The 25,213-nt window shown below is 69.6% G+C and carries 30 protein-coding genes and 2 pseudogenes; 15 read left to right on the plus strand and 17 right to left on the minus strand.

The window, feature by feature from the left end; genetic code table 11:
* The first annotated feature begins 47 nt into the window (after positions 1-47).
* Together ABZ911_RS29780 and ABZ911_RS29785 are read left to right on the plus strand one after the other, a co-directional pair.
* Positions 48-443 (plus strand): hypothetical protein, encoded by a 396-nt coding sequence (locus tag ABZ911_RS29780; RefSeq protein ID WP_358063078.1) that lies wholly within the window; start codon positions 48-50, stop codon positions 441-443.
* Positions 436-1,650 (plus strand): DUF6545 domain-containing protein, encoded by a 1,215-nt coding sequence (locus tag ABZ911_RS29785; RefSeq protein ID WP_358063080.1) that lies wholly within the window; start codon positions 436-438, stop codon positions 1,648-1,650. The genes ABZ911_RS29780 and ABZ911_RS29785 overlap by 8 nt, the downstream gene beginning before the upstream one ends.
* A 2-nt stretch (positions 1,651-1,652) precedes the next feature.
* Here the strand turns inward: ABZ911_RS29785 and ABZ911_RS29790 are convergent, their stop codons facing one another.
* Together ABZ911_RS29790 and ABZ911_RS29795 are read right to left on the minus strand one after the other, a co-directional pair.
* A complete protein-coding gene (locus ABZ911_RS29790) occupies positions 1,653-2,087 on the minus strand; it encodes a hypothetical protein (protein ID WP_358063082.1) in 435 nt (144 codons plus the stop codon).
* A 702-nt stretch (positions 2,088-2,789) separates the two neighbouring features.
* Entirely contained in the window at positions 2,790-3,518 is a 729-nt protein-coding gene (locus tag ABZ911_RS29795; RefSeq protein ID WP_358063085.1) for a hypothetical protein, read from the minus strand.
* A 136-nt stretch (positions 3,519-3,654) separates the two neighbouring features.
* Here ABZ911_RS29795 and ABZ911_RS29800 point away from each other — a divergent pair, with 136 nt between their 5' ends.
* Entirely contained in the window at positions 3,655-4,065 is a 411-nt protein-coding gene (locus ABZ911_RS29800) for an HIT domain-containing protein (RefSeq protein WP_358063088.1), read from the plus strand.
* 146 nt (positions 4,066-4,211) lie between these two features.
* Here the strand turns inward: ABZ911_RS29800 and ABZ911_RS29805 are convergent, their stop codons facing one another.
* Positions 4,212-5,537, minus strand: a complete 1,326-nt coding sequence (locus ABZ911_RS29805) for an MFS transporter (protein WP_358063373.1) — start codon at positions 5,535-5,537, stop codon at positions 4,212-4,214.
* A gap of 108 nt (positions 5,538-5,645) precedes the next feature.
* Positions 5,646-6,866 (minus strand): MFS transporter, encoded by a 1,221-nt coding sequence (locus tag ABZ911_RS29810; RefSeq protein ID WP_358063091.1) that lies wholly within the window; start codon positions 6,864-6,866, stop codon positions 5,646-5,648.
* 191 nt (positions 6,867-7,057) lie between these two features.
* On the opposite strand from ABZ911_RS29810, the gene ABZ911_RS29815 reads away from it, so the two are divergent.
* Together ABZ911_RS29815 and ABZ911_RS29820 are read left to right on the plus strand one after the other, a co-directional pair.
* Positions 7,058-7,570 (plus strand): GNAT family N-acetyltransferase, encoded by a 513-nt coding sequence (locus ABZ911_RS29815; RefSeq protein ID WP_358063094.1) that lies wholly within the window; start codon positions 7,058-7,060, stop codon positions 7,568-7,570.
* A 143-nt stretch (positions 7,571-7,713) separates the two neighbouring features.
* Positions 7,714-8,979, plus strand: coding sequence for a hypothetical protein (locus tag ABZ911_RS29820; protein WP_358063097.1), 1,266 nt, complete (start codon positions 7,714-7,716; stop codon positions 8,977-8,979).
* On the opposite strand, the gene ABZ911_RS29825 is transcribed toward ABZ911_RS29820, so the two are convergent.
* Positions 8,976-9,113 (minus strand): hypothetical protein, encoded by a 138-nt coding sequence (locus ABZ911_RS29825; protein WP_358063100.1) that lies wholly within the window; start codon positions 9,111-9,113, stop codon positions 8,976-8,978. The two genes, ABZ911_RS29820 and ABZ911_RS29825, sit on opposite strands and share 4 nt — an antisense overlap.
* Before the next feature lie 86 nt (positions 9,114-9,199).
* Here ABZ911_RS29825 and ABZ911_RS29830 point away from each other — a divergent pair, with 86 nt between their 5' ends.
* Positions 9,200-9,607 (plus strand): hypothetical protein, encoded by a 408-nt coding sequence (locus ABZ911_RS29830; RefSeq protein WP_358063103.1) that lies wholly within the window; start codon positions 9,200-9,202, stop codon positions 9,605-9,607.
* A gap of 42 nt (positions 9,608-9,649) precedes the next feature.
* Here the strand turns inward: ABZ911_RS29830 and ABZ911_RS29835 are convergent, their stop codons facing one another.
* Together ABZ911_RS29835 and ABZ911_RS29840 are read right to left on the minus strand one after the other, a co-directional pair.
* Complete coding sequence (locus tag ABZ911_RS29835) at positions 9,650-10,462, minus strand: hypothetical protein (RefSeq protein WP_358063106.1); 813 nt, start codon at positions 10,460-10,462, stop codon at positions 9,650-9,652.
* Positions 10,459-11,016, minus strand: coding sequence for a sigma-70 family RNA polymerase sigma factor (locus ABZ911_RS29840; RefSeq protein ID WP_358063376.1), 558 nt, complete (start codon positions 11,014-11,016; stop codon positions 10,459-10,461). The genes ABZ911_RS29835 and ABZ911_RS29840 overlap by 4 nt, the downstream gene beginning before the upstream one ends.
* On the opposite strand from ABZ911_RS29840, the pseudogene ABZ911_RS29845 reads away from it, so the two are divergent.
* Positions 10,969-11,335: pseudogene (locus tag ABZ911_RS29845) on the plus strand (methyltransferase domain-containing protein); the annotation flags it as partial. The gene ABZ911_RS29840 and the pseudogene ABZ911_RS29845 overlap by 48 nt on opposite strands.
* Positions 11,336-11,585: 250 nt before the next feature.
* Here the strand turns inward: ABZ911_RS29845 and ABZ911_RS29850 are convergent.
* The 3 genes from ABZ911_RS29850 to ABZ911_RS29860 are packed head-to-tail and all read right to left on the minus strand — an operon-like array spanning position 11,586 to position 13,392.
* Positions 11,586-12,563, minus strand: a complete 978-nt coding sequence (locus ABZ911_RS29850) for a TIGR03086 family metal-binding protein (RefSeq protein ID WP_358063108.1) — start codon at positions 12,561-12,563, stop codon at positions 11,586-11,588.
* 12 nt (positions 12,564-12,575) lie between these two features.
* Positions 12,576-13,049, minus strand: coding sequence for an SRPBCC family protein (locus ABZ911_RS29855; RefSeq protein ID WP_358063111.1), 474 nt, complete (start codon positions 13,047-13,049; stop codon positions 12,576-12,578).
* Entirely contained in the window at positions 13,042-13,392 is a 351-nt protein-coding gene (locus ABZ911_RS29860) for a metalloregulator ArsR/SmtB family transcription factor (RefSeq protein WP_358063114.1), read from the minus strand. The genes ABZ911_RS29855 and ABZ911_RS29860 overlap by 8 nt, the downstream gene beginning before the upstream one ends.
* A 76-nt stretch (positions 13,393-13,468) precedes the next feature.
* Between ABZ911_RS29860 and ABZ911_RS29865 the strand changes: the two genes are divergently transcribed.
* The gene (locus tag ABZ911_RS29865; RefSeq protein ID WP_358063117.1) at positions 13,469-13,687 is read left to right on the plus strand and encodes a hypothetical protein; all 219 of its coding nucleotides are present in this window, start codon (positions 13,469-13,471) and stop codon (positions 13,685-13,687) included.
* Here the strand turns inward: ABZ911_RS29865 and ABZ911_RS29870 are convergent.
* The 3 genes from ABZ911_RS29870 to ABZ911_RS29880 all read right to left on the minus strand — a co-directional run bounded on the left by ABZ911_RS29870 (position 13,639) and on the right by ABZ911_RS29880 (position 16,531).
* Positions 13,639-14,808 (minus strand): hypothetical protein, encoded by a 1,170-nt coding sequence (locus ABZ911_RS29870; RefSeq protein ID WP_358063120.1) that lies wholly within the window; start codon positions 14,806-14,808, stop codon positions 13,639-13,641. The genes ABZ911_RS29865 and ABZ911_RS29870 overlap by 49 nt on opposite strands.
* Positions 14,808-15,317 carry a SigE family RNA polymerase sigma factor gene (locus ABZ911_RS29875; RefSeq protein ID WP_358063123.1) on the minus strand — a complete coding sequence of 170 codons (510 nt, stop codon included), beginning with the start codon at positions 15,315-15,317 and terminating at the stop codon, positions 14,808-14,810. The genes ABZ911_RS29870 and ABZ911_RS29875 overlap by 1 nt, the downstream gene beginning before the upstream one ends.
* Positions 15,318-15,397: 80 nt before the next feature.
* Positions 15,398-16,531: an FAD-dependent monooxygenase gene (locus ABZ911_RS29880; RefSeq protein ID WP_358063126.1), complete on the minus strand. Its 1,134-nt coding sequence runs from the start codon at positions 16,529-16,531 to the stop codon at positions 15,398-15,400.
* A gap of 87 nt (positions 16,532-16,618) precedes the next feature.
* Between ABZ911_RS29880 and ABZ911_RS29885 the strand changes: the two genes are divergently transcribed.
* The 4 genes from ABZ911_RS29885 to ABZ911_RS29900 all read left to right on the plus strand — a co-directional run bounded on the left by ABZ911_RS29885 (position 16,619) and on the right by ABZ911_RS29900 (position 20,756).
* Positions 16,619-17,311 (plus strand): TetR/AcrR family transcriptional regulator, encoded by a 693-nt coding sequence (locus ABZ911_RS29885; RefSeq protein WP_358063129.1) that lies wholly within the window; start codon positions 16,619-16,621, stop codon positions 17,309-17,311.
* 232 nt (positions 17,312-17,543) lie between these two features.
* Positions 17,544-19,160: an apolipoprotein N-acyltransferase gene (lnt, locus tag ABZ911_RS29890; protein WP_358063132.1), complete on the plus strand. Its 1,617-nt coding sequence runs from the start codon at positions 17,544-17,546 to the stop codon at positions 19,158-19,160.
* A gap of 144 nt (positions 19,161-19,304) precedes the next feature.
* Entirely contained in the window at positions 19,305-19,745 is a 441-nt protein-coding gene (locus ABZ911_RS29895) for a hypothetical protein (RefSeq protein ID WP_358063135.1), read from the plus strand.
* Between the two features lie 48 nt (positions 19,746-19,793).
* Positions 19,794-20,756 carry a hypothetical protein gene (locus tag ABZ911_RS29900; protein WP_358063138.1) on the plus strand — a complete coding sequence of 321 codons (963 nt, stop codon included), beginning with the start codon at positions 19,794-19,796 and terminating at the stop codon, positions 20,754-20,756.
* 125 nt (positions 20,757-20,881) lie between these two features.
* Here ABZ911_RS29900 and ABZ911_RS29905 read toward each other — a convergent pair whose 3' ends face one another.
* Complete coding sequence (locus ABZ911_RS29905) at positions 20,882-21,160, minus strand: hypothetical protein (RefSeq protein WP_358063141.1); 279 nt, start codon at positions 21,158-21,160, stop codon at positions 20,882-20,884.
* A 105-nt stretch (positions 21,161-21,265) separates the two neighbouring features.
* Here ABZ911_RS29905 and ABZ911_RS29910 point away from each other — a divergent pair, with 105 nt between their 5' ends.
* Together ABZ911_RS29910 and ABZ911_RS29915 are read left to right on the plus strand one after the other, a co-directional pair.
* Positions 21,266-21,514: a hypothetical protein gene (locus tag ABZ911_RS29910; RefSeq protein ID WP_358063143.1), complete on the plus strand. Its 249-nt coding sequence runs from the start codon at positions 21,266-21,268 to the stop codon at positions 21,512-21,514.
* A 268-nt stretch (positions 21,515-21,782) separates the two neighbouring features.
* Complete coding sequence (locus ABZ911_RS29915) at positions 21,783-21,968, plus strand: hypothetical protein (protein WP_358063146.1); 186 nt, start codon at positions 21,783-21,785, stop codon at positions 21,966-21,968.
* A 135-nt stretch (positions 21,969-22,103) separates the two neighbouring features.
* Here the strand turns inward: ABZ911_RS29915 and ABZ911_RS29920 are convergent, their stop codons facing one another.
* The 3 genes and pseudogenes from ABZ911_RS29920 to ABZ911_RS29930 form a co-directional block, all read right to left on the minus strand.
* Positions 22,104-23,102, minus strand: coding sequence for an MFS transporter (locus ABZ911_RS29920; RefSeq protein ID WP_358063149.1), 999 nt, complete (start codon positions 23,100-23,102; stop codon positions 22,104-22,106).
* A 58-nt stretch (positions 23,103-23,160) separates the two neighbouring features.
* A pseudogene (locus tag ABZ911_RS29925) lies at positions 23,161-23,412 on the minus strand (MFS transporter); the annotation flags it as partial.
* A 37-nt stretch (positions 23,413-23,449) separates the two neighbouring features.
* Positions 23,450-24,523 (minus strand): MerR family transcriptional regulator, encoded by a 1,074-nt coding sequence (locus tag ABZ911_RS29930; RefSeq protein WP_358063152.1) that lies wholly within the window; start codon positions 24,521-24,523, stop codon positions 23,450-23,452.
* Between the two features lie 243 nt (positions 24,524-24,766).
* On the opposite strand from ABZ911_RS29930, the gene ABZ911_RS29935 reads away from it, so the two are divergent.
* Complete coding sequence (locus tag ABZ911_RS29935; RefSeq protein ID WP_358063155.1) at positions 24,767-25,198, plus strand: GNAT family protein; 432 nt, start codon at positions 24,767-24,769, stop codon at positions 25,196-25,198.
* Positions 25,199-25,213: the final 15 nt, after the last annotated feature.

Here is a 25,213-nt window from a genome sequence, read left to right on the forward strand (position 1 = left end):
CCGTCCATACCCCGTTGTCCAGCTGTAGTTCGGTCACGGGTTTCTGGGTGCAAGTCGAAGATCCGGACACACCCGGACTCCTGCGCGACATCATCGGATATGCCTCAGCCCCGGCCATCCCCATCTCACTGCAGATCACGTTCTTCGGCCACGAACTCGGCCACGTCGAACACGATCACCTCGGGGAACCGGACGCGAGACTGGAGCAGCTCGCTCTGGTCGTGGCGCCCACGCTGATGAAGTACGGGGGCCTGGATGCGGTCAAGAGGATCACCGGGCGTACCACGTTCCGAAGTGAACAGGAGGAGGAAGCCGAGACATTCGCGATCTTGTTACGCGAACGCCTCATGACTCGGCACGACGAGATCGACAACGGGCCCGGCATGGTGGGACGGATGGCCAGCCCCCTGGTGGACCCCTTCAGGCGGCGACGCCGTGCGTAGTGCCCTGATAGTGGCCTGTCTGGCGATCATGTGGACGATCACCCTCATGCGCATGCCGGGGATGCGTCGTTCCCCGCAGCACCTGATGATCTGGCTGGCGCTCACTTCGGGCATCATCAGCATCAGCATCGGGCAGACGGCCTTGTCACCTTGGCTGACCAGCCTCAGTGGGACCCCCGCTCTCCCGTTCTTCCTGGAGACATCCCTCGTGGTCATCGCGCTCGCCTCGGCGGTGACCTGGGAGATGATCGCCTCGGTGGGGAGCGGGGATCTCACGTGGAGGCGCCGTATCCGCTACCCGTGGTACGTCGCCGTTCCCATCATCATCTGCTTCGCGGCGCTGGCCTTCGGCAACGATCTGAGCTCCAGCGCCACCTACACGGCCGTCGGACAGCAGCAGGCGACAACCCCGCAGCTGCTCTACCTCGGCGTCTACGAGACGTACGTGATAGTGGTTTTCGTCATCAAGGTGACGATGTTCTTTCGCCTGGCCCACATCTGCGACAGGGTGTGGCTCAGGCGTGGCTGGCACATTCTGGCCTGGGCATCGGTAGGCTGCGCGACCCGCTCGGTATACACGATGTCCTTCCTGATCCCGCAGGTAACCGGTCTGCCCGCGCCGAACGTGCCCTGGTCGACGGAGCTGAGCATCAGTATCAACCTGCCCTTTTACACTGTGGGCTTCATCGGTATCGCCTTGCCGGCACTCGACTTGCTGGCGCAATGGCTAAGACCTCGCCGCGCGCTGTGGATCCTCAGACCGTTATGGACGGATCTCCAGATCGCCTTCCCCGACCTGGTCCGTGTACGGAGAGAGTTCGACACCGCCAGTGCCGAACTGGTCGCTCGAGAGACTGTCATCAATGAGGGCTTGTTCAAGTTACGGACACTGAGCTCGTCCGACGTCCTGCTGCTGGCACGCGCGTACGCGGTAACCGCTGCCGTCCCTGCGCAACGGCTGGAATCTGTAACCTATGCGGCCTGGATCACTTACGCAATGGCCCATCCAGACGGAACCGCTGCAACTACCAAAATTGCCGATTGGCCGTCCAGTCCCCGCGCCGGCGAGACGGACTGGTTGATCGACATCGCTCGCGAGTACAACTATGCCAGCGTACTACGGCGGATCGGGCTGGCGCAGGGATTCGTCAATTCCTTGGTCGCCCGTGCGATGCAGCTGGCGCCGCGCGAGAGTACACCGCCATGAACTCAACCGATCGGCGGAGGGTCGTTGTGACACTCGCTCCAGCTCTCGCATTCCTCGGCCGGCGGCGGAGGCGGGGTCTGCGGGCCCTCGTCCTCGGTCGGCGTCCTGCTCGGCGTGGGGCTCGGCTTCTTGCGGGCGGCGGACTTGGTCGGCCGGGGCGAGGGGGCGAGCGTCCGGGTCGGCTTGGGGGTGGGGCGTGCCGTCGGCCGGGCGGTCGGCTCGGGCGTCGGACGCCGGGACGGCTTCGCCGTCGGGGAGGGCTTGGCGCTGCGGGTGGCGCGGGGCGGGTCCGAGGGCGTGGCCAGCGGTGTGAACAGTACGGCCCGCGTGGTGGTCGGCGTCGGGGTGGCGGAGGTGGTGCTCACTCCGGCGGGCAGCACCTGGCCCTCTCCGGAGCTCGGCCACCCCAGCCACAGGCCCACACCGACACACAGCACCAGTAGTAGGACGAAGGGTGCGGAACTCCGCCAGTCGATGCCTCGGCGAGGAGGGTCGTGCCACTCCTCCGGGTCTGCTAATCGGGCCCGCCGCTCCGCCCAGTACCGCTCGTCGAGACCGTCCTCCGCGGGAGGGGGATCGCTCTCCGGCTCGGCGAGGGGGACGTGTCCGGGATCCGGCGAAGAGCGGTCGGATACCTCAAGAGGTCGCCCATACCCGGCATAAGGGTGTTTGCGCGCCTCGGGAGCGTCATCGTCTTGGTCTGGCATGTGTGTACCTCCCGTCTCGCTTTGCGCAGTGTGCCACGATTGCCCCACAAGTAAAGGCAATCCCCATTACTTGATCGCGCATCGCGGTGGCGCTTTCATCACGTTCGGCATCGTCATCGGTTCCCGATATGTCGTCATAGCCGGGGCGTGTCGTTCAGAGGTGGACGTGGCCGGACAAGCGGCGGTGGTGTTCGACCAGTTTGGGATAGTCGGTGGCGATTCCGCGCAGCAAGGTCTCCACGGCTCGCTCGTCCGCTAATCTGACGGGGTCAGGTACCGCCGGGCGGGCGGGAACGGAGTCCTGCGGGATTCACAAGCCTGTGGAGACCCGATAAGACCACTTCGGTGGCGCAGGTCGGTGAAGCAGGAAGCCACGGAAGTGCCGTGAGAGCGGCACAGGCTGAATCTTCGGCGTTCACGCCGGAGAGCGCGTCAATGGGTGGGCTTCACGATCGAGGTGAAGTGCTCGCCGGCGTTGAGGCGGTCGATCAAGGACAGCAGGCCCGCGCGGCCGCCGTTCTCGCGGAGCCAGCGGCTCACCTGGCAGGCGGACTTGGCGTATGTGCCGGCGTCCTTGCTCGCCGCGCTCAACCACTCCTCCAGCGTGACCGGGAGCGGCCCCGCCGGTGTGATCAGGCAGCGGTCGGCGGCCGACTCGGGCGCCAGATAGCGGGCGTCATCGGAGACCACCACGGCCAGGCCCTCGTCGAACCACTGCGGGAGCTCCGCCGTGGACGTGAGCCTGTTGTGCAGTTCGACGTGGGACATCTCGTGCGAGGCGATCACGGCGTCCACACCCCGCGGCGACAGCATCACCGATCGGTTGAGGATCGCGATGCCGCGCTCCTTCTTGCCCCCGATGCGCGAGTAGCAGGCGTCCGTCAGGCAGATGAGCAGGCTGGGCGAGCTCTCCTGGGAGCCGTAGAAGTCGGCGACCAGCTTGTGCGCCTGCCGGATCACCTGCCTCACCTGTGCCTTCTGCGGATCCGAGAGCCCGCTCTCCGTGTAGACGCCCTCCTCCAGCTCGGCCAGGCCGTAGCAGCCGGGGCAGGTGGCCGCCGCCACGGAAGGGTAGGCCAGGGCGATTCCGGCGACGGCGGCGAGGAGGATGGCCGCCAGCACCGCGAGAACCCGTGCCCACAGCTTCCGCACCGAATGCATCCTGGAGGTCTCCTTGGGAGGGGGTGGGCTGGCGAGGCCACTCTGCCGAATTGTTCGGCGCATGACATCCACCCGGGAGTTGTCATTCTCAGGGTTGATGAGCGGGTGGGGCCCGGCCAGGTGTGATCATGGGACGATGAACGACTGCGTCTTCTGCGAGATCGTCATCGGCCGGCAGCCCTCTTATCGCGTCCTTGAGGATGAGTACGCCGTGGCTTTCCTCGACATCGCGCCCGCCTCTCCCGGGCACACCTTGGTGGTCCCGCGCGAGCATGCGCGGGACCTTTGGGAGATCTCCGAGGTCGCTCACGGCCATGTCGCCCGGATGGTGCATCGAGTCGCCGGTTTGCTGAACGCGGTCTTCGCTCCCGAGGGCGTGAACGTCGTCCACTCCACGGGCGAGGCCGCCTGGCAGGACGTCTTTCACTTCCACACCCATGTGGTGCCACGCTGGCATGGCGACGATCTGCGAGTGATGTGGGATTCTCTCCCGGCCCCGAGCCACGAACTGGAAAAGGTCTCGGAGCGGTTGACCGCGCTGAGGTAGAGCTCTGTCAGGCGTCGATCCCCAGAACCTTGCCCGGTGAGCCGGCCGCGTGTGAGGGTGTGGAAGATGGCAGGTCCTGCACTGGGATCGGTGGTGAGCAGGGCCAAGGAGCCGGGTTCTCCTTGGCCCTGACAGGGACGCTGATGTCAGCGGCTGCGCCGGAACAGGACGACGACGCAGGCCGTGGACGCCGCGGCGAAGGCGGCCAGGGCGAGGCCGGTGGCGTGCAGGGCGCCGGTGAAGGCCGGGCCTTCGAGGCGGCTGCCGCTGAGGGAGGCCAGCAGCGCGCCCACCACCGCGAGCGCGATCGTCTCGGTGGCCAGGCGGGCGGTGTTGAACATGCCCGCCGCCGTGCCCGCCTGCTCCGGCCGTACCGTGCTGATCGCCAGTCCGTCCAGCACGCCGTTGGACAATCCGACGCCCGTACCGATCAGGACGAACGGCACGAGCAGCCGCAGTGGTGTGCTGGACGGGCCGACGGTCACCAGCAGCAGCGCGCCGGTTCCGGTGACCGCCACCGACCCGGCCACGACCACCACCGTCGGCACCCGCCTGGCCAGTGCCGCGCCCGCCGAGGGCAGGAACACCGACGGCACGGTGAGCATGAGCAGCCAGACGCCCGCCTGCCCGGCGTCGAGCCCGACGACCGAGATGAGGTAGGACGGCAGGTACACCACCAGCGGGACCAGCACCGCCATGAGCGTGCCCGCCGCGAGGGCGAGGGCCAGGAACCGGCGGTTGGTCAGCAGGCCGAGGTCGAACATCGGATCGGCGGTGCGCCGTTCCACCAGGACGAGGGCCACGCCCAGGACGGCCGCCACGACGAATCCGCCGACGACGGGCGGGCTGCCGAACCCGAGCGCGGGCCCCTCGTTCAGGGCGAAGATCAGCAGCAGCAGCGCCGTGGTGAACAGCGCCGCGCCCGGCCAGTCGACGCGCCGTCCGCGCTCGCCCGGGATCCGGGGCAGCAGGGGCGTCATCAGCAGGACCAGCCCGGCGATCGCGGCCGGTACGGCGAAGACCGCCCGCCAGCCGAGCACCTGCACCAGCAGGCCGCTGACCGTCGGCCCGAACGCGAGCCCGGCACCGAGGACGCTGCCCAGCAGCCCGAACGCCCGCCCCCGGGCCGGACCCTCGAACACGGCGGCCAGGATCGAGGACATGCCGGTGGTGGCGGCGGCCGCGCCGACACCGCCGAGGGCGCGTACGGCGTTGAGCAGCAGGATGTCGTCGGCCACCGTGCTGATCAGGCCGCTCGCGCAGAACAGCGCCACCCCGCAGGCGAAGATCCGCCGCCGGCCGAGCACGTCGGCCAGTGAACCGGTCAGCACGAGGAAGCCGGCGAAGCCGGCGTTGTAGCCGTTCACGACCCACTGGGTCGCGGCCAGACCGGCGTCCAGGTCGGCTGCGATGTCCGGCAGCGCGACCGACGCGCCCGTGATCGTCAGGGGGATCGTCAACGCTGACAGCATGAGGACGAACAGAAGATTTTTGTGCACTACGCGCTCCGCGAATCGAACAGGGAGCCGGGCAGCACGAGGGGCCACACCGGCGATTGACGCAGATGCGGCGAAGCGTGGTTACCGAGAGTTCACGCCGCCGCTACGGGCGGCGTACTCGTCCGAGAGAGTCACGGGCGGCAGTGTAGCCGGTTCCGGCCGGCTCAGCGCAATCACGGTGAGCGCCGCGACCACGCCGCCGCACACCATGACGGCCGAGGTGGAGGCGACGTCCACGACGACGCCGCCGAGCAGCGCGCCGATGGAGATGGTCGCCTGGAACGAGGAGGTGAACAGGACCGTGGCCGCCTCCTGCGCGTGCGGCGCCGCCCTGGCGAGCCAGGTCTGCGAGCAGACCGGCACGGCGCCGTAGGCGAGCCCCCAGACGATGAGCAACCCGATCGCGCCGGCGTCCCCGGCGCCGAGAACGGGAAGCAGCAGGGTCGCGGCGGCGAGCATGCAGGCGCTGACGATGAAGGTGGCGCGCAGGTTGCGGGAGATCGTCGAGCCCGCGATGAAATTGCCCACGATCCCGGCGGCGCCGTACACCAGCAATACCGTGCTGATAAGTCCTGATTCGAGATGTGTGACCTGCTGGAGGAAAGGGGTCACATACGTGTAGGTCCCGAAGTGGGCGGTCACGATGAGGAAGGTCGCGACGAGGCCGATCCGGATATCGGTTCTGCGGAGCAGGCCGCCGAGCACATTCAGGCGCGTCGCCTGGACGGGAGGCAGGGGTGGCAGCAATGCGATCAGCGCCACTAGAACGCCCACGGTCAGAATTCCCATGACCGCGAAAGAGGCCCGCCAACCGGCGACATGCCCGATCAGGGTGCCTGCGGGAACGCCCAGGACAGAGCCGAGGGGGACGGCGGAGAAGATGACCGCGGTGGCCGTTACGGCCGACTTTTCCCCCACCAGGCGGACGGCCAGTCCGGCGCCTATCGACCAGAAACCGCCAATGGTGAATCCGACCAATGCCCTGGCCGTCAACATCACCCAGTAGGTGGGTGCGGCGGCGGAAAGGAAATCGGCCGCGGCGAGCAGGGCCATGAGGGCACAGAGCATCAAACGGCGGTCTATTCGCCGGGTTGTCACGGTGACCAGCGGGGCGGCGACAGCGGCGATGATCCCGGGCATCGTCATCATCCAGCCCGCCGTGCCGTCCGAGATCTGAAAATGTGATCCGATGGTGGTCAGTAGGCCGATCGGCATGATCTCGGTGGTGACGATGGAGAAAATCCCCATCATCACCGAGACGACGGCCAGCCAGCCCAGCAGCGGTGTTCTCCCGGTATGCATGGTCCCTCAGCCAAACAGCTGTGACCTGCTGTGACTGGCAGGTTTCGGACCCCACCGGCTCAGGTCTAGGACTATCCCGGTGACCACTCTGAGGCCATTCCGTTCTTGCGTGCCCCTGTCACCTGCTGGGACGCGGTCCTGCTTCTGGCCTAGCCTGGTTCCGGAGCCGACCTCGACGAAGGAGATCCCGCGTGAGCCTCGTGACGCTGCGTCCGGTCCTGGCAGGCGACTTGGCGATCTTCGAGGAGGAGTTCGACACACCGGTGGGCGCGGGACACTACCAGTGGTTCGGGCACCGGGCGGCGGTGCGGGAGCGGCGCGCGTTCGCCGACACCGGGCTGCTGAGCGAGGACGGCGGCACGCTGACCGTCCGCACCGGCGACGACGTGGCCGGACGCGTCGACTGGTTCAAGGGCTCCTGGGGTCCGCCGGTCACCTCGTGGTGCTGGTCCATCGGCATCCGCATCCGGCCGGCCCACCAGGGACGCGGCGTCGGGACCGAGGCGCAGCGGCAGCTCGTCGACTACCTCTTCCAGCACACCCGGGCCCACCGCGTGCAAGCCTTCACCGACATCGCCAACCACGCCGAGCAGCGCGCGCTGGAGAAGGCCGGCTTCCAGCGCGAAGGCGTCATCCGCGAGGCCCAGTGGCGCGGCGGCCAGTGGCACGACCAGATCGTCTTCTCGGTGCTGCGCCGAACCTGACGCGTTCCCCCGCTTCGTGTCGGTGCCCGCCTGTACGTTGGCGGATCGTGTCCAAGAGATCACGTTTATGGTGGGCCGTCGCCCTCATCGCGTCGGCGGCTGGGGTGGGCTATCTGCTTACCCGAATGGGTGTCTTGTTCGGGATGTTCAGTTACTACCGTTTCTGTCCAGCCTGGGATATTCGTCAGGAGGCGTCCGGCTTTCTGTGGTCGGTGGTCGGGTGGGTGCCACTGCTCTGGTACGGCGGCGCGCCGCTCGTGGCACTCGCCTTCCTGACGCACCTGCTGTCGTCCAGAATGGGGCGCCCCCGAATCGGCCGGATCGTCTCCCGCGTGATCGCGGGCGCCATCCTCGTCCTGTACGGCTCCACCCTGCTGGGCTTCGCCGTGGACCTGGCCGTCGACAGGGACTGCCTCGACATCTGGGGCGGGATCGAAGGCCTGAAGTTCTTCCTCGCCCCGGACATCGCGCCCACGATCGCCGCGCTGTCCGTCCTGGCCGCCGTGCGCATCCCCCGGCACCGGGTGCGGCGGATCCTGCGGACCCGCTTGTTCCGGCGAACCGCGACCGGCGTGGCGCTGCTCGCCCTGCTCTCCTTCCTGCCGGTCGCCGACCTGGGATCCGGCCCCATCACAGCCGTCGACCAGTGCGGATCCATCGACCGAGGCGGGAAGGAGACACCCACGGGCGATCGTGCCTACCTCTGCGAGGCTCACGCGGGCGAGCGCTTCACCAAGGTGCCCGACCACCTCGCCCTGGCCTACGGCCGTACCAGGTGTGCGGTCTACACGGGCTCTGAGGCCGACCGCTGGTTGATCGCCCCGATCTGTCCCAAGGCCGCCGCCGACGTCAAACGGGAGCGGGACGCGGAGGAGGCCGAGTACCAGGCTCGGGAAGCGGCGAACCAGAGGGTCTGCGACGCCTCCCGGCACCGGCCGCTGACCAAGCCCGTGCGCGTGGCCCCCGAGCGTACGCGGACCGACTACGGCGTGCTGGAATCCTACGAAGGGGAGGAAGGCGGGCAGTTCGACGACGGCCTGCTGAACACCGTGCAGGACAACGGCCTGGTGGCCGGCATTCCCGGGCACCTGATGATCCTCAGCCACTCCGACTTCGACATCTGCCTCACCGCCGAGACGTACCGGCGCAGGCCGCCGGTCGAGGTCAAGGACTGGAACCACGTGGTGGAGGTCGGCTACGAGAGCCTTGCGGGGCGCATCGAGCTGATGGATCCGATGGACGGGGAGGGGGAGCTGCCGAACCTGGCGTTCCTCGGCAAGGGCCACTACCGGGTCAGGGTGCACTACCGGGAGCCCGACTGGGAGTCGTGGACGCCGCAGCACATCCTGGTCATGGTGTATCCGGGCCGGAGCGACAAGGTGATCGTGCACCGCCGCAGTTCCCGCTAGCGTGCCAGGTCCAGGTCGATGGCGTTGGCGGCCCTGGTGGTCAGCGTGTTGACGAGCTTCTTGCCCGGCATGTGGGGGAGCAGCTTGAAGGTCAGGTTGCGCATCCGCCTGCTGGGCACGAGGAACTTCTCCACTGACGCGCACACCTGGGAGCACCGCGACCGCGCCATCGCGGCCGGGCATCCCGAGGCGATCAGGTGGGCTGCTGCCCTCGCCGGAGGTGCGGCGGGCCAGGCTCGCCGAACGGAACCTGGCGCCGGGGGTGGCCGAGCTGTACCGGCTGCTGGCCGGGGAGATCGCGCGGGAGGTGGCCGAGTACGGCGGCGCCACGCTGGTCGTGGACGGTGTGCGCGGGGTGGAGGAGACGGTCGCCGAGGTCGAGCGGATCTTCGCCGGGGCGCTCGACGAGGGCCCGGTCGCCGCCGAGCGGGGGCCGCTGCTGCGCTACGCCAACCGGGCGATCGTCGAGCAGTACCAGGCGTACTTCGCCAGGCCGTGGTCGCGGGGCGACGCCCGTACCACGGTGGTGGTCTTCGCCTGTGAGTGCGGGCGCGACGGCTGCGGGGCCGACGTCGAGCTGGCCGTCGCTGATTTCCCCGCCGCGCCGCTGCTCGCCCCCGGCCACTGACAGGCCCCCGGGGAGGATAGGACCGGACTTTGGCGGTAGCGGTCAGCCGGTGGCGGGCTGGCGGCGCTCTCCCAAGGGCTTGGAGGTCTCGGGGATTTCGGCGGCGGGGCGGTCGTAGATGCCGACCGCCCACTCGCCGGGCCGCTCGCCGACCTCCGCCGAGAGACGTTCGAGCACGTCCCTGCGGAGGAGCGCGACACTGGCCGCCTGTTCGTCGCACGTTGCCGACTTCGTGAACTGCCGGCAGCGGCCGATTTCCTCGGCGACCTTGACGACGGGGGCGTCCGAGGGGAAGACCCACACCCGTATCGCCTGCGGGCCCTTGAGCCATCCGGAGGGCGCGGAGAGCCGGTCGTGGTGGCCTCCCACCCCGTCTCCGCACCGTCCGGACGTGCCGCCCGGTTCACCGCTCTTGAGGGGGGTCGAGACGACGACCCAGGCCCGGGGATCGGCGCAGACCACCTTGTTACCGGTGGAGACACTTGTCGGCGTGAACGTCACGGTCCGGCCGACGCCCGTCGTACCAAAGCGCTGGGAGTGGATGAGGGAAAGGGTGAACCTCTCGGCTCCCAGCACCACGGGGAACCTCTCGGGCAGTTCCGGGGGCGCCTCGACCCGCGCCGAGTTGGGCGGCTGGGCCACCACGGCCAGGTCCGTCCGGACGGGGCCCGTCAGCAAGACGGCGGCGGTGGCGGCGACGGCCAGCGCCGCCCCGGCGCTCAGCGCGTGCCGGGCCCGGAGCGTCCGGCGGCCTCGCCGGATGATCGCGTCGAGGTGGGGGACCGGTTCCCTACCGGTCACGTCGTGGGCGTGCTTCTCCAGGAGCGTGCGCAGGTTGCTCTCGGTGTGCTTCATCGCGGGAGCTCCTCCAGGTTCATGGTGCGGATGTCCGGATCGACCCGGAGACGGGTCAGGGCTCTGCCGAGCTGGCTCTTGACCGCGCCCAGCGAGCAGCCGACGATGTCGGCGACCTGGGTGAGCGTCCTTCCCTCGAAGTAGTGCAGGACGATCACCGCCCGCTGGCGTGGCGACAGGGTGCCGATGGCCTTCCACAGCGCCGCCTGGTCGGCCACCGCGGCGGCCTGGTCATGGGGGTCGGCCGTCTCGGGCAGGGTCTCGACCGGCACCTCGCCGCGCCACAGCCGACGCCACCACGAGGCGTGGGTGTTCACGATGATGCGATAGACGTACGGATCGGGGTTGCCTTCTACGTGGGAGGCACGTTCGGATGACAGGCGCTCGTGTTCAAGCCAAGCCGATTCGACATCTGGACCGATATGGTTCAGCTGCTCATCCGGATCGATGAGTTCCTGCGCACTGGCAACGCCGCGCCCGTCGGCAGCAGGCTCTAGGCTGCGACGATGGAACGCGTAACCGACGTGCCCGGGAGTCTCGTCCAGCCTGCGGATCCCGGCCCAGGCGAATGACTACGACAGCTTCGCCGTGGCGTACTCGGCGGAAACCGAGAACAACATCATGAACGGGTACTACGCGCGGCCCGCGATCATAGCCCTCGCCGGAGACGTGGCCGGCCGCCGGATCCTGGACGCCGGCTGCGGCTCAGGCCCCCTGTCCGCTGCACTACGCGACCGCGGTGCCGTCGTCATCGGCATCGACGCCAGCGCCGGGATGCTGGCGTTGGCCAGGCGGCGGCTCGGTGACGACGCGGCCCTGCACGTGGTCGACCTGAGCGACCGCCTGCCGTTCGCCGACGGTGCGTTCGACGACTCAACGGACTCAGCGGCCCCAGGGATCAACGCAATCGTGGCTATCGATGAGATCGAACTTGGCGTCCGAGGCAACCTGCGGGAGACCTGATCATTAGACAGGAAATCAACTGGCACGAGCCGGAACGTAGGGCCGCTGAGCAGGCCAAACGGAGCCAGACACCGAACCGGTATCAAGATCGCCGGGTCTACCGCCAAAACCCGGTCTGATCCTCCCCGAGGGCCTGACAGGCCCGCCGCCTTCGCTGAGGTTACGACCAGCCGGGGTCGCGGCCGCCGAAGGCGGCGACCCTGTCGTACACCGGGGCGTCCTCGTCGGCTTCCACCTCGGCGCCGAGATGGAAGCCGTCCTGCTCGGCGCCGCGGAACTCCGGCAGGACGTTGTCCCGGCCCCACTGCAGGGCCACATTGGCGAGCTGCGGGTCGAGGTCGGTGGGCTGGCCGGTCGCCTTGGCGATGTCCCAGGCGTGCGTGACCAGCTCGGTGATCTGCTGGCCGACCGTCCAGGCGGCGCTGACCTCGCCGCCGGGCAGTTTGATCGTCCGCTCCATCGCGCCGGGCTCGCGCCAGGCGGCCCGCAGTTCCTCAGCGGCCGCGCGGTAGGCCGAGTTCCACTCACCGTCGCCGACGGTGCCGGACGCCTCGCGGGCGCCGCCGCAGGTGACCAGCGCGAACTGGTGCACCTCGTCGATGACGTGGTTGATCAGCGTGCGCACGTCCCAGGACCGGCACGGCGTCGGCGCGGTCGCCTGCTCGGGCCTGGCCGCCTCGATGAGCGCGCCCGTCTGGTCGAGCGCGCGCGAGAGCCGGTCCAGGGACTCCTGCGCGCTGTCGCGTACGGCGGGCCGCTCCTGCAGCACCCACCCGTTCCCGTCGGGGTCGGCGAAGGAGACGAAGGAGTTCCAGTCGCCGCCCCGCCCTTCGGCCATCCCCTCGGGGCCGTAGTGGTGGATCGGCCCGGCCTGCACGCCCCGGCCGAGTAGTTCCTCGCGCGCGGCCTCGATGTCGTCGACCACCAGTTGCAGGCCCTGCAGGGAGCCGGGCGGCGTGGTGGCGGCGCCGAGCACGATGGAGCAGCCGGATCCGCGCGGGGTGAGCTGTACGAAGCGCTGCTCGGCGCTGACCCGGGTGTCGTGGTCGACCACGAAGCCGACCTGGTCGGCGTAGAAGTGCTTGGCTTTCGCCACGTCGGAGACGGGCACGGGAACGACTTCGAGCTTCCAGTCCATGGTGTGCTCCTTTCAGGCCATCGTGCGCAGTCGCGCGTCGAGGCGGTCGAATCCGGCGGACATGCCGTCGCGCATGGGCGTGGCGAGCGCGCTGGACAGGGCTTCACTGCTGGGGAACAGGACGGTGCAGGTCATGGCGGTCCTGCCGGAGTCCTCGGCGAGCACCAACGTGTTGAGCGTCTCGCCCCAACCGGCCCACGCTTCGGTGGTGACCAGCCGCTCGGGCGGGACGATCTCCCGGTAGAGGCCGCTGATGCCCATCTGGGCGCCGCCGGGGCCGTCCCAGGCGAAGCGGAAGGCGCCGCCGGGCCGCAGGTCGATCTCGCACGCCGTCATCGTCCACTCCCTGGGCCCCATCCAGTGCGGAAGGTGCTCGGGGTTGGTCCAGGCGTCGAAGACCAGCGCGCGCGGCGCGTCGAAGTCCCGGGTGACGACGATCTCGCGCGCCGACGGCGTGGTGAACGTGGTGGCTCCGACTCTACTCACCAGGTCCATGCGTGTTCTCCCGTTGCTTGAGGTGCCTGAGGTAGTCGTCCAGTCGTTCGTAGCTCTCGTCCCAGAAGCGGCGGTAGTTCTCCGCCCACTCGGTGACGTCCTTCAGCGGGCCCGCCTCAAGACGGCAGGGACGCCACTGCGCCTCCCTGCCCCTCGTGATCAGGCCCGCCCGCTCCAGCACCCGCAGGTGCTTGGAGATGGCGGGACCGCTCATCTCGAACGGCGCCGAGAGCTCCTTGACGGTCGCCGGGCCCGAGGCCAGCCGGGCGAGGATCGCCCGGCGGGTCGGGTCGGCGAGGGCGGCGAAGGTGACGCTCAGGGGATCCGTTGACATGCCTACCAAACCATTCGGTTAATTAACCTACTAGTTAAGTATCGTGTCCGGGGCCTGGTGTCAAGCCGCCCTCTTTATGGAGATCCAGCCGTCAGAACCAGAGGGCGCAGCGGTCGGCGCCGCCGCCAACGTCGTCATGCTGGGCATAGCGGCGCGCAACCGCACCCCGATCAGCTTCTGGCAGTTCACCAGGTACGGCCCGCTGGCCACCCTGGTCACGATCGCCCTGCTACCTGTGAGCGCCCGTCAGAAGCCGGGGACCACCAGATCACCGGCCCAGGCCCGGAAGGTGTAGGCCTTCAGCTCGCGGACCCGGCCCGTGGTGACGTCCACGGTGTACGCCATCTCACCCAGGAGGGGCGCCTTCCCGCGCTGCCAGGAGCCGTCAACGACCGTATCGGTGACCAGTACCTCGGTGGGACTGTGCCAGCCCCCCACCCGCCAGGGGCTGAACCCCTTGGGCGTGTCGCGGAACTTGACCGTGCTCAACGTCCTGCCGGTCGTGATGTCCAGGGTGACGATCGTGTCGTCCGGCCGGGAGTTCATCCCGGAGGACCCGCCGCCGGTCAGGTAGACCATCGTCCGCCCGTCGGCTGCCACGTCGCTGACGCTGAGCCGGTCGGCTCGGGCAGCGCCGAGCACGCGTACCTCGCCTCCGGTGAGCAGGCCGACCCGGGCGCGATCGTCGACGACCAGGGGAGTGCCGTCCCGAAAGACGCGCAGTAGTTGCCAGCCCGCCGGGATCTCGGTGGTCTGCGCGGTCTCCACCTCGACGACGTTCCCGGTCACCCCGGACAGTCCGAGGTGGCGGCCGTCCGGCGACAGGCTCACCACTGCGCCCTTGGCCACCATCTCCGCCCTGGTCACGGTCTGCGGGGTCAGCCAGACCTGGCCGCCTTCCAGGTCTCGGACGGCGAACTTCTCGTCCTTCTCGCTGTAGTACGCGACGCGCCGCCCGTCGGGGGTGATGGCCAGCGGGGCGGAGGTGTTCATGTAGTTCTCCGCGCTCTGCTCGGTGTAGACGCTCAGCGCCTCCGGCATCCGAAAGCTCTGGCCCTCCCGCGTCACCACCTTCCACTGCGCGCACTCCTTGCCGGCGAAGGCGCCGGTGTTCTCGCTCGGGCTCCACTTCTGCCCGCACCAGTCGTAATAGGCGTAGCTCAGCGGGCCGACCCCGGAGGCGGGCAGTGTGTCAGCCTGTACGGCGACGGCTACCGCGCCCCCGTCCTTCGTCGGGCCGAGACCGGCCCAGGTCAGCGTGGCGGCGGCCAGGCATGCCGCCATCGTGCCCGCGGCCAGGGCCGCCCTGCGCCGCCCGCGGATCCGGCGGCCGGCGGCCAGGGCCCGGCCCACATCCACCGAGCTGTGCGGCTGCTCCTCGCCGGCGATCGTGTCGAGCAGGTTCTTGACGTCCATCAGCGCTCCTCCGCAGGCGACAGGTGGGAGTCCGGGGTGCCGAGGGCCACCCGCAGGGCGGCCAGGCCGCGGGCGGTCTGGCTCTTGACTGTCCCGGCCGAGCAGCCGAGCGCGTGCGCGGTCTGTTCCACGCTCAGGTCGCAGTAGTAACGCAGGACCAGCGTGGCGCGCTGGCGCGGCGGCACCGTGGCCAGCGCCCGGCGGGTGTCCATGGCCAGGTCGCGGTCACCACAGTCGAGCGCGGTGTCGGGTGGCGCCGCCATCGGCCTTACCCGCGAGAACCAGCCGCCGCGCTGCTCGGCCAGGAACACCCGGACCAGGATCGTCCTGACGTAGGCGTCGAGGTTGTCGGCGGCGCGGGCCTGGCGCCACTTGACGTAGAGCCGCGTGATCGCCGTCTGTACCAGGTCGTCGGCGCGGTGCCAGTCCTGGCACAGCAGGTAGGCGACCCGTCGCAGCCACGGCAGCCGCCCGCTGACGTAGGAGGTGTACTCCTCATCGTGGCTCATCGGTCTCCCAGGGAAATAGCTTCACACCCGCACGATGCGCCCGCCCCGCCCGCAGGTTGCACGAGCCCGCAGGAAAGACCTCACGCGGCCGCCGAATCGGCGTACAGCCAGGCGGTGGCCTTCTCGTGGAAGTGGCGGAAGAAGATCGACATGACCAGGTTGTTGAGCGTGCGGCCGAGCGGTCCCGCGGTCTTGGTGTCGCGGTTGCCGCCCGCGACCTTGACCATTCTGGCGACTCTGGCCCGGCGCACCCGGTCGTAGTCGGCCAGCGCGGCGGGGATCGACTCGCCCGCCTCCAGGCAGCGGGCCAGGACGACGGCGTCCTCGATGGCCATGGAGGCGCCCTGCCCGGCGCCGACCGGGTGGGCGGCGTCGCCGACGAGCGCGATCCGCTCGTCGTGCCAGCGGGGCACCTGGCCCAGGACGTGATCGAGGGTGGGGCGGTGGACCTGGGTGGCGGCGGCCAGGACAGCGGAGGGGACCCGCTCGGAGCGGTACACCTCGGCGACCCGCTCCAGGCCGATCTCGGCCAGGTCGGGCGGCTGGGGGGCGGCGACCTGGGCGGACCACCAGACGGTTCCGTCGGGGGCGGGGAGGTAGAGGAAGGCGCCGCCTCTGGCGAAGACCATGTTGAAGCTGCCCGGTTCCAGGTCGAGCCCTTCGGAGACGCCTGACAGTTGGTACATGCCCGCGTAGGCGGGGGTGGGGGCGGCCGGGTCCAGGAGGGTACGGGTGGCCGACCAGATCCCGTCGGCGCCGACCAGCAGGTCCGCGCGTGCCGTACCGCCGCCGGAGAAGGTGGCGTTCACATGGGCGGGGCCGGTGACCGCGCCGGTCAGGCGCTGCCCGGTGACGATGCGGGCGCCGGCCGCCAGCGCCCGCTCGCGCAGGGTCTCGACGAGGCGCCCGCGCATCAGCGTGACGCTGTGCAGATCATCACCCGACAGCCGCCCGCGCGGCACGTCCCCGAGCAGCCTGCCGGAACTCGACCATATCTTCTGCCTCGGTACGGCGAAGCCCGCCTCCTGCACCTGCCCGAGGCAGCCGAGCGCGTCCAGCGCCCGCAGCCCGTTGCTGGCCAGGCTGAGGAAGGACCCGACCTGCCCGGCGGGGTCGTCATGGGCCTCGTAGACGGTGACCCGCGCGCCGATCCGCCGCAACGCGACCGCGCCGGCCGCCCCGGCGACACCGCCGCCGGCGACTATGACCTCCATGAGTGAACCTACTTTCGGTGAATGTGAATTCGGCGAATGCTGGCTCAGTATGATGAGCGGGAGAGATCGACGTCAAGGGAGCTGGCGATGGGCGTGCGCAAGGCGAGGGCGGCCGAGACCGAGGCCGCACTCAAGGACGCGGCCAGACGGCTGTTCGTCGAGCGCGGCTACCTGAACACCAAGATCGGCGACATCACCGCCGCTGCCGGGCGCGCCACCGGCTCGTTCTACGATCACTTCGCCGGCAAAGAGGACCTGCTGCAGGCCCTCCTCGCCGACCTGCACGCCCACGCCGACCGCGAGATCGCCGCGGCCGAGCACCCGCGCGACCACGACCTGACCGACCGGCGGCAGTTGCGCGATCACCTGGCCGTGACCTGGACCGTCTTCCGCGACCACCTGCCGGTGGTGATCGCCCTGTTCCAGTCGGCGATGGCCGGCGACCTGGGCGACGGGCGGGCCTGGCGGCAGCTCGCCGACGACACCGCCACCCTGCGCGACCACCTGGAGTACCTGCGCGAGCGCGGCCACGACCTGCCGGGCGACCCCGCGCTGGTGGCCGCGGCCATGGGCGCCATGATGTCGATGTTCGGCTACGCGGTCCTGACCGCCGGCGAGCACCGCCCCAAGGCGAACGACGACGAGATCATCGACACCCTCACCGCCCTGCTCCTGCACGGCCTCACCGGCCCGCGACCGGACCCGGGTCCTGCCGACCCTGGCTGGGAGGACGCCCACCGAGAAGGGGGCGAATTGCAGCGGAACGAAAACGTACGTTAACCCCATTCCCGCAGGTCAACCATGATGGCTGAACACAGGGGCTGCAGAGGCTTGGCTGTCGTGATGAGGGAAACGCGTTCCCCGTCGCTCACAGAGCTGAGCGCTGCCGGCTGTTTGTGAAAGCCGCATACCGCTGGGGCCCGCCGTCAACCCAGTTCAGCGTAATTGTGCGGTTCCTGGTCTGCGTAGCGGGCGGGCGGTGACGGGCGCCGGGTGGGGGTAGCAAGGTGGTGTGCCGACCGCGTCCGTCACCGTCACGGCCGAGCGCGCCAGCGTGGCGCGCCGCTGGGCCCCGCGCGTGCTGGCCGCCGTGACCGGCGCGTGCCTGGCCCTCGCCTTCCCCGCCGTGAACGCCTGGTGGTGGGCGTGGTTCGGCCTTGTGCCGTTCCTGCTCCTGGTGGCCGGTGCGGGGACGTTCCGTGAGGCGGGGTGGCGGAGTTGGTGGGCGTCGGCGGGTTTCTTCGGGACGCTGCACCACTGGGTGCTGCCGTTCCTGGGCGTGTTCTGGCCGCTGGCGGTGCTGGTCATCGGGCTTGTGTGGGTGCCGTTCGGGTTGGTCGCCTACGGGCTTTTGCGGCGCGTCTCCCCGGCCAAGGCGGGGGTGGCGCTGCTGGTGCTGCCCTCGGTGTGGGTGGCCGTCGAGGCGCTGCGTTCGTGGCAGCACCTCGGCGGGGCGTGGGGGCTGCTCGGGTCGAGCCAGTGGCAGGTGCGGCCGGTGCTGGGGCTGGCCGCGCTCGGCGGGGTGTGGCTGCTCAGTTTCATCCTGGTCGCGGTCAACGCCGGGCTCGCGATCGCCGTGCTGCCGGACGCGGGACGGCGGGCCCGGCTGGCCGGCGGGGGAGCCGCTGTCGCGCTGGCCGCGCTCGCCGCGTCCTCCGGGCTGGTACGGCCCGAGCCCGTCGTGACGGGTGTCATGCGGGTGGCGGGCGTGCAGCCGGGCCCCGTACCCGGCCCGGAGCGGCGTGTGGCCGCGCACCTCCGGCTGACCGGCGAGCTCGCCGGCCGTGACCCCGACGTGGTGGTCTGGGGCCAGAGCAGCGTCGCCCTCGACCCCGCCCGGCGCCCGGACGTGGACCGCCTGCTGCGGCGGGCAGCCGCCGAGGCGGGCGCCGACCTGCTGGTGAACGTGGACGCCACGGATTCCTCCGGCCGGATCGCCAAGTCGACCTACCAATACACGCCGAACGGGGTCGTGGACACGTACGTCAAGCAGCGGCTGGCCCCGTTCGGCGAGTACATCCCGCTGCGGCCGGTGTTCGGCTGGATCGCGGGGCATACCGAGGCGGCCGAGAAGGACCGGATCACCGGTGCCGGGCTGGCCGTGTTCGAGGTTGCCGGACGCCGGGTGGGGCCGCTGATCTCGTACGAGTCGACCTTTCCGGATCTGCGGCGCGGCCTGGCCCGCAGGGGCGTGGACGTGACGATCACGCAGGGGTCGCTCACGACGTTCCACGGGAGCTGGGCGCACGCGCAGCAGGCGAGCTTCGAGGCGCTGCGGGCGGTCGAGTCGGGCCGGCCGGCGGTGCTGGTCGAGCTGGACGGCACCTCGGCTGCGTTCGACGCGCGCGGCGGGCGGCTGGCCTGGTTCCCGCCCGAGTATCGCGGCGCGTTCGTGGTGGACGTGCCGCTGTCCGTCGAGGAGACGCCGTACGTGCGGCTGGGCGACTGGGTGCCCGCTCTGGCGGGCGGGATCGCGCTCGGCGCCGGGGTCGCGGCAGCCGCCCGACGGATCGCCGGCCGTGACTTATCGAAGTCTGTGATGCCACCACGACTCACATCGACGGAACTTTGGCGCGGCGGACTTCAGCTTCCTGCAAAGGCGCGGGCCAGCGCTCCAGGGCGGTATTGAGCGTAGGCGCGGGTGTCTCGGGCAGCTCGGCATTCTGGTCAGCTGCGCTTTCCCGGCCGGTCTCAGCGGGTTGTGTGCGGGAGACGGCGTGGCGGCGGCCAGTGGTGGGATCGCGGCGGCGGAACCCAGAGCGCAGCGGCGCTGATGGCGCTGCGCACGGTCTTCATCGCCCTGGGCGCGGCCGCGCTGCAGAGCGGTACGTGGGCGTTCCTGCTGTTCGGCGCGATCTTGATCGTCACCGCATGGAAGATCCTCAAGGACGCGCTGCGCGGCAAACAGCAGGAGGTCGACATCTCCTCCATGCGCTCGATCCGCCTGCTGCGGCGCTTCATGCCGGTCACCGGCGACTACTGTGAGGAGCGCGTCCCACTACGCGCCGGTCTCGACCGCCGATCAGATCACGTTATTACCGAAGCCCGAACCAGCATCCTGCGCCGCCTGCTCCAGTTCGCGCAGCAGGTCACCGATCCGGGCCGCGCCGGCGGCCAGGTGGGTGAGCGCGCTGCGGCGGAGACTGGTGCGGCGTCCAACCTTCGTCGTGGGGGTAGGGGGCGGCGGAGGGGCCGCGCTGCGACCGACGAATAGTCCGCAAGAACAGCGCCTCCACCGACGCCACAACGAGACGGAGACGAGATGACCACCGTCCTGTTGCCCGATCTCGGCGACGACCTGGTCCACGTGCTGAACGAGCTGGAGAAGCTACTGCTCACCTACGCGATCTGGGAGAGCGAGGGCGACGTCGAGGTTGGCGAGCTGCCCGCGCCGCTGGAAGGCCGTGTCGCGCTGGAGGCGCTTCAGCGCGTCAGTTCGATGATTGCCGTCACTCAGGGGCGGCGCGCCCCGGTCGTCGGCCGGGGCGGTCGCCTGCTCGCCGCTGACGGCCGCTACGAACTCGTGCCGTTGCGCCTGGTCGACGTGGCCCAGGCCGACGTCGACACCTTGGCCGCGGCCGCCCGGGTGCTCGGCGACCCGGATGCCGGTGACGTCGTGCGTGAGGGCCTGGAGGAGGGGCGGGCGGACATGAGCGGCGCCGGGCTCGTCCTGCGGGCCGCCCAACTCGCCGCACTGCTCGGCTTGGCCGCCACCGATGACAGCAAGCTGCTGTGTGGGCGCCTGGCCGCCGCCGGCCCGGCCGACGACGTCGTCCTGACCGCCGGGCAGCAGGACGCCTACCAGCGCACCGTGACCCGGCTCAACGCGATGTGGGCACTCGGCGACCCGGCCGAGCGCTACCACTACGGCGACCGCGGGGCCGCCGCGCATGGGCGAGAAAGAACAGAACCTGACATGAGCGCTCTTCCCGCAGGCACGCACCTGGCCTACCGGCGTCGCGTCCCCAACATGGTGCATGTCATGGCCACACGCCCGGACGGCAGCCACGCCTGGCAGTTCACGATCGCCGATGAGTCCGACGGATCGTTCGGCGAGTCCCTGGCCGTGAAGGTGACCTGGGAGGCGTACGCGGCTTTCACGCAGATCCCGGACTTCTTCGCCGCGCTGGCGAGCAGACGGCCGATGTTCCTCGATGAGGTCGAGATGATCTTGAAGACGCTCGGAGCCGTGAAAGAAATACCGAAGGGCGGCCGCGCACGATGACCGTCCGCACTCCGATCACGCGGAGCGGAAGTGCGTGCCCCCGGGACCGGCTTCAACGACCCCGGGCACCCGCCCATCGTCCAGCAGGCGCTTGCCGCAGGCCAACCCCCGCACTGACTGGTGCGTCAGGTGTGTGCCCTCTGGGCGAGTTCGATGGCGGCGGTCAGCAACGTCTGTGTATCCAGCGGGTCTTCCGTGTCGTCCAGGCGATCGAGCAGCGCGATGAACTCTTCGGCGCTGAGGATGCCTTCCAGGACCACCATGGAGGCCGCCATCCGGTGTCTGTCTTTGGTGTTCGGCGCGCGAACCGCCGCCACCGCGTCGGCGAACTCCTGGGTGCGGGGCGCGGCTTGGACTCGGTAGCGCTGGCCGCCGATCTGGATCTCACCCGGCGTCGTGCCCATGGCCATACCCCCTCACCAGGGGGATCTCTTTCAGGATGGCAGAGACCGGCAGGGGGTAGAAGAGTGGGTGTCGCCCTCCGATCGTCGGGACGGGGAGAAGGGTGCATGGTGATGGCGGCTACGCCCGGCACGCAGGAGAACCAAGGACTGGACACTGCGTTGCAGGCGCTGGCCCGCGCCTATGCCGACGCGATGACGGTGATCACCGCGACCGCTGACGTGGGGGCCGCCTTCACCGGCGCGGCCCAGATCGGTGACCTGCTGCGAGAGCTGGGCGACGATCTCGCCGCCCGGCGCGCCAACCTGACCGCTGATCTCCGAAAGAGCTTGATCCAGTCGGCCGCGCCCCGGTAGCTCCGACTGACAGAAGGTTGCGTACTTTTGGGGCCGCCCAGCGCCGCGAGTGCCGCCGCCGCACGCGCGCTGGGCGGACATCGGCCCTTGGCAGCGACGACAAGGACCGCCGAAACGGGATGTCCGTCCGTCGTGACGGCGCCCGCCCCCTCAAGCGATGCTCCATCGCTACAGATCGCCTACCCGGCCCGATCAAGAGCGAAATACCGCCAACGGTAAAGAGTGCACCCATGGGCGGCAGAGCGGACTGAGCGCCGACCAGTTCGTCATGCGCGCCGCCCAGCTCGGCGGGCTGCTCGACCTGGTCGACACCGACGACACCGTCCTGCTCAAGGTGGCCCAGCCGTTCGGTGAGCTCAGCGGCATGACCGGGCAGCGCCCGATCACCACCGCCTTCGCCGCGCCCGCGGCGGCGCCTCTCTGCCCTCTCCGGAGATCGCTCTCGCCGATCTGACGTGAAGAACAAACAGACGGGGTGAGTTCGCGTACCAACAGATATCGCTGACCCGCGTCGACCACCCGGGCGAGGGCATCGGTGACCGAGATGGTCGGCCCGGTGCTCACCCACTGACAACATCTGGGCCGGTTCTCATTGGCGATCTGTTCTTGGGGCTGTGTAGTGCCATAGCTGAGGCGCCATCCACACGATCACGGCGACGGTTGCCACGGTGAGTAGTCCGCCAACGTAGATCGTCACCTGGGGGCCGTATGCCGCCGCGGCGGTCCCGTGCAGCAGGTTGGCGATCTGCGGGCCCCCGATGAGGACGACGGTGAGTGTTCCCTGGATCCGGCCACGCATGGCGTCGTCGGTATACGCCTGTGAGATGGCGCTGCGGAAGGTGCTGAGCACGAAGTTCACCGCACCGCCGAACAGGAGTGCCGCCAGCGCGAGCCAGAGTCGCGGAGCCAAGCCAAGGACCACGACGGTTACTCCCCAGGCGGCTGCGGCCGATGCCATCAGGGCGCCGTGGCGACGCGCGCGCGTGAACGTCCCCGACAACAACCCGGCCGCGAAGACACCTGCCGGGTAGGCGGCGTAGAGCAAGCCCAGTTCCAGGCCTCCTCCCGCAGGCCCGCCGTAGGTGCGCTGCGCCAGTTCCGGAAGAAGCGCTGTCGGCATCGCGAAGACCATCGCAGCGAGGTCCACCGCCAGCACGGCTACGAGCACCCGGCTGGCGAGCAGGTAGCGGAACCCGGCGAACACCTGTCCGAGCGTGGACCGATGCCGGTCGTCCGTTGATGCCTTTGATATCCCCTCGCGCGGCACCGGGTGAGGGCTGGGCAACATCGGCGGCAACTTGGCCACCGCCCACACGACGGCCAGCAGCGCGACGGCGTCGAACAGGTAGAGCGTGCCGAGCCCGACCACCGGAATCAGCATGCCTGCCAGTAACGGGCCCATGATCGACCCGGTGTAGCGGACGAGCGAACTGAGACCGTTCGCCGCGGGCAGCAGATCGACGGGGACGAGGCGGGGCACCGCTGCGCCCATCGTCACCATGATCGCCCCGAAGGTCAGTCCTTGGCATGCCACCAACGCCAGCAGGACGGCGACAGAACGGTTTCCCAGGGCCGCCTGAGCCCACAAGCGCCGCGTAGGTCAGCGCGAGGCCGCAGTGAGCGAGCAGCAGCAGCCGTCGCCGGTCCACGATGTCGGCGAGGGCTCCGACCCACAGCGACGCGATCACCAAAGCGCCGAATGACACCGCGGCCGCGACGCCGACGGCCGCGGACGAGCCGGTCAACGTGAACAGTTGCGTCGGCACCGTGACCACGCTGAACGAGCCACCGACCGCGCAGGTGGCCGAGGCGACCCACAACCGCCGGTAGGCGGGGATCGTCAGGGGACGCCGGTCGAGCGTGTACGAGCCCAAGGAGCGTACAGTCGACGCGCTCACCTTCCACCACCTGCGTTGCGGCGGCGGGCCCAGTCGGTCACAGCGTCACCACATCAGCCACCACGCAAGCGATGTTGTCCGGGGCGCCCGCCTCGTATGCCAGCCTGACCAGCTCGTCGAGGACCTGCTCAGGATCCCCCGTGCCGCTCAGTATGCCGTGCAGTGACTCTGCCGCGACGACGGTGGACAGTCCGTCGGAGCACAGCAGGTAGCGGTCGCCGGCCACGGCCGTATGCAGCGACAGGTCAGGCCGGGACCCGCCCGTGCCCATGAGTGCACGGACCAGCAATGAGCGTCGCGGATGCGAGGCGGCCTCCTCCGGGCTGAGCCGGCCTTCGTCGACCAGCGACTGCACGTAGGTGTGGTCGTGGGTGATCTGGAAGATCTCGCCGTCGCGCAGCAGATACGCCCGCGTGTCACCGATGTGCACCAGCGCCAGCTGGGAGCCCGACCACAGCATCGCGGTCAGAGTCGTGACCGCCTCACCGGACTGTGCCGACTCGGCGATGCCCCGAATCGCCCGGTCGGCTTGACCGACCGCGTCGGCGAGCGCGCCGAGAAGGTCGCCGGCAGGTACGGCCTGCGTCTCCAACGGCTTGAGCGCATCGATGGCCGCCATGCTCGCGAGATTCCCGCCCGGCCCGCGCACCCCATCGGCCACCGCCAGCAACCGAGAACCCGCATAGGCGGTGTCCTCGTTGCTCGTGCGAACCAGCCCCGACTCCGACCGCGCCGCGTAACGAATCCCGATCATGGTTTCTGCGTCTTCCACAGCGCTACCCCTCCCTGACAGGTAATCGACGAGGAAGGTGGCTAGTTGTTCGCGTACGGCGGTGTCGGCCATGACCTGCGCCCAGTAGTCGGCGACCTGCTCGGCCGCAGCCTGCGGCTCCAGGTCGCATACCTGGCGGATACGAGCCAGCGGCATGCCCAACCGCCGCAACCACGCGATCAACCGGGCGCGCTCCAGCTGCGTCGGATCGTAGAAGCGATACCCCGACTCCCCGTCCACCGCAGCCGGCCGGAGCAGCCCGAGCTCGTCGTACAGCCGTAACGCCTTCGGCGACAGTCGCGCAGCCCGGGAGAACACCCCGATCGTCAGCAGCCCCACACCCACCCCTCCTCGCACCGGTCAGGACGACCGGCACCACGATGTTGCGCCTTCACCCAAGGGCAAGGTCCATACCTCACGAACGAACCCATCTGCTACAAACGGCAACATTCTGACCGCTGATGAAACGCGGCCGAGCCGTAAGTTCTCCGGCGAAGGAGCGGTGCCCGCGGCGACGTCGTGTTGATCGGGCATCTGAAGAGAGCTTGACGCACGTGATCCTCATCGGAGGAGGATGGGCCCGTGACCCAGGCCCTCTCCACGCCGCCTGCCAGTCCGGCCGGCGCCCTCGCCGCCGCTCCGCAGCCCGTGCTCCCAGCCGCCGGTGGCCTGCTGCTGCGGCCCTGGGACATGGACTTCGACGACGGCATCGCCGCCTGCGCGTACTGGGTGCTCCCGGCCGCCCGCGGCACCGGTGTGGCCTCCCGCGCGCTCACCGCCGTGAGTGCTTGGGCCCTGGAGGAGATCGGATTTCACCGCCTGGAGCTGGACCACTCGACCCGTAACCATGCCTCCTGCCGGGTGGCCGCTAAAGCCGGCTTCCTCCTGGAGGGCACCAAGCGCAGCGCCGCCGTCCACGGCGACGGCCGGCACGACATGCACTACACGCCCGCATCCAGGGGGACAGGCCACTCACCTGATCTTCGAGGCCAGGGTTCGTCACCGTCAGCGTGATCCCGGTGAGGCGCT

The sequence above is a fragment of the Nonomuraea sp. NPDC046570 genome, assembly GCF_040645915.1.
In the GTDB taxonomy this organism is placed as follows: Bacteria; Actinomycetota; Actinomycetes; order Streptosporangiales; family Streptosporangiaceae; genus Nonomuraea.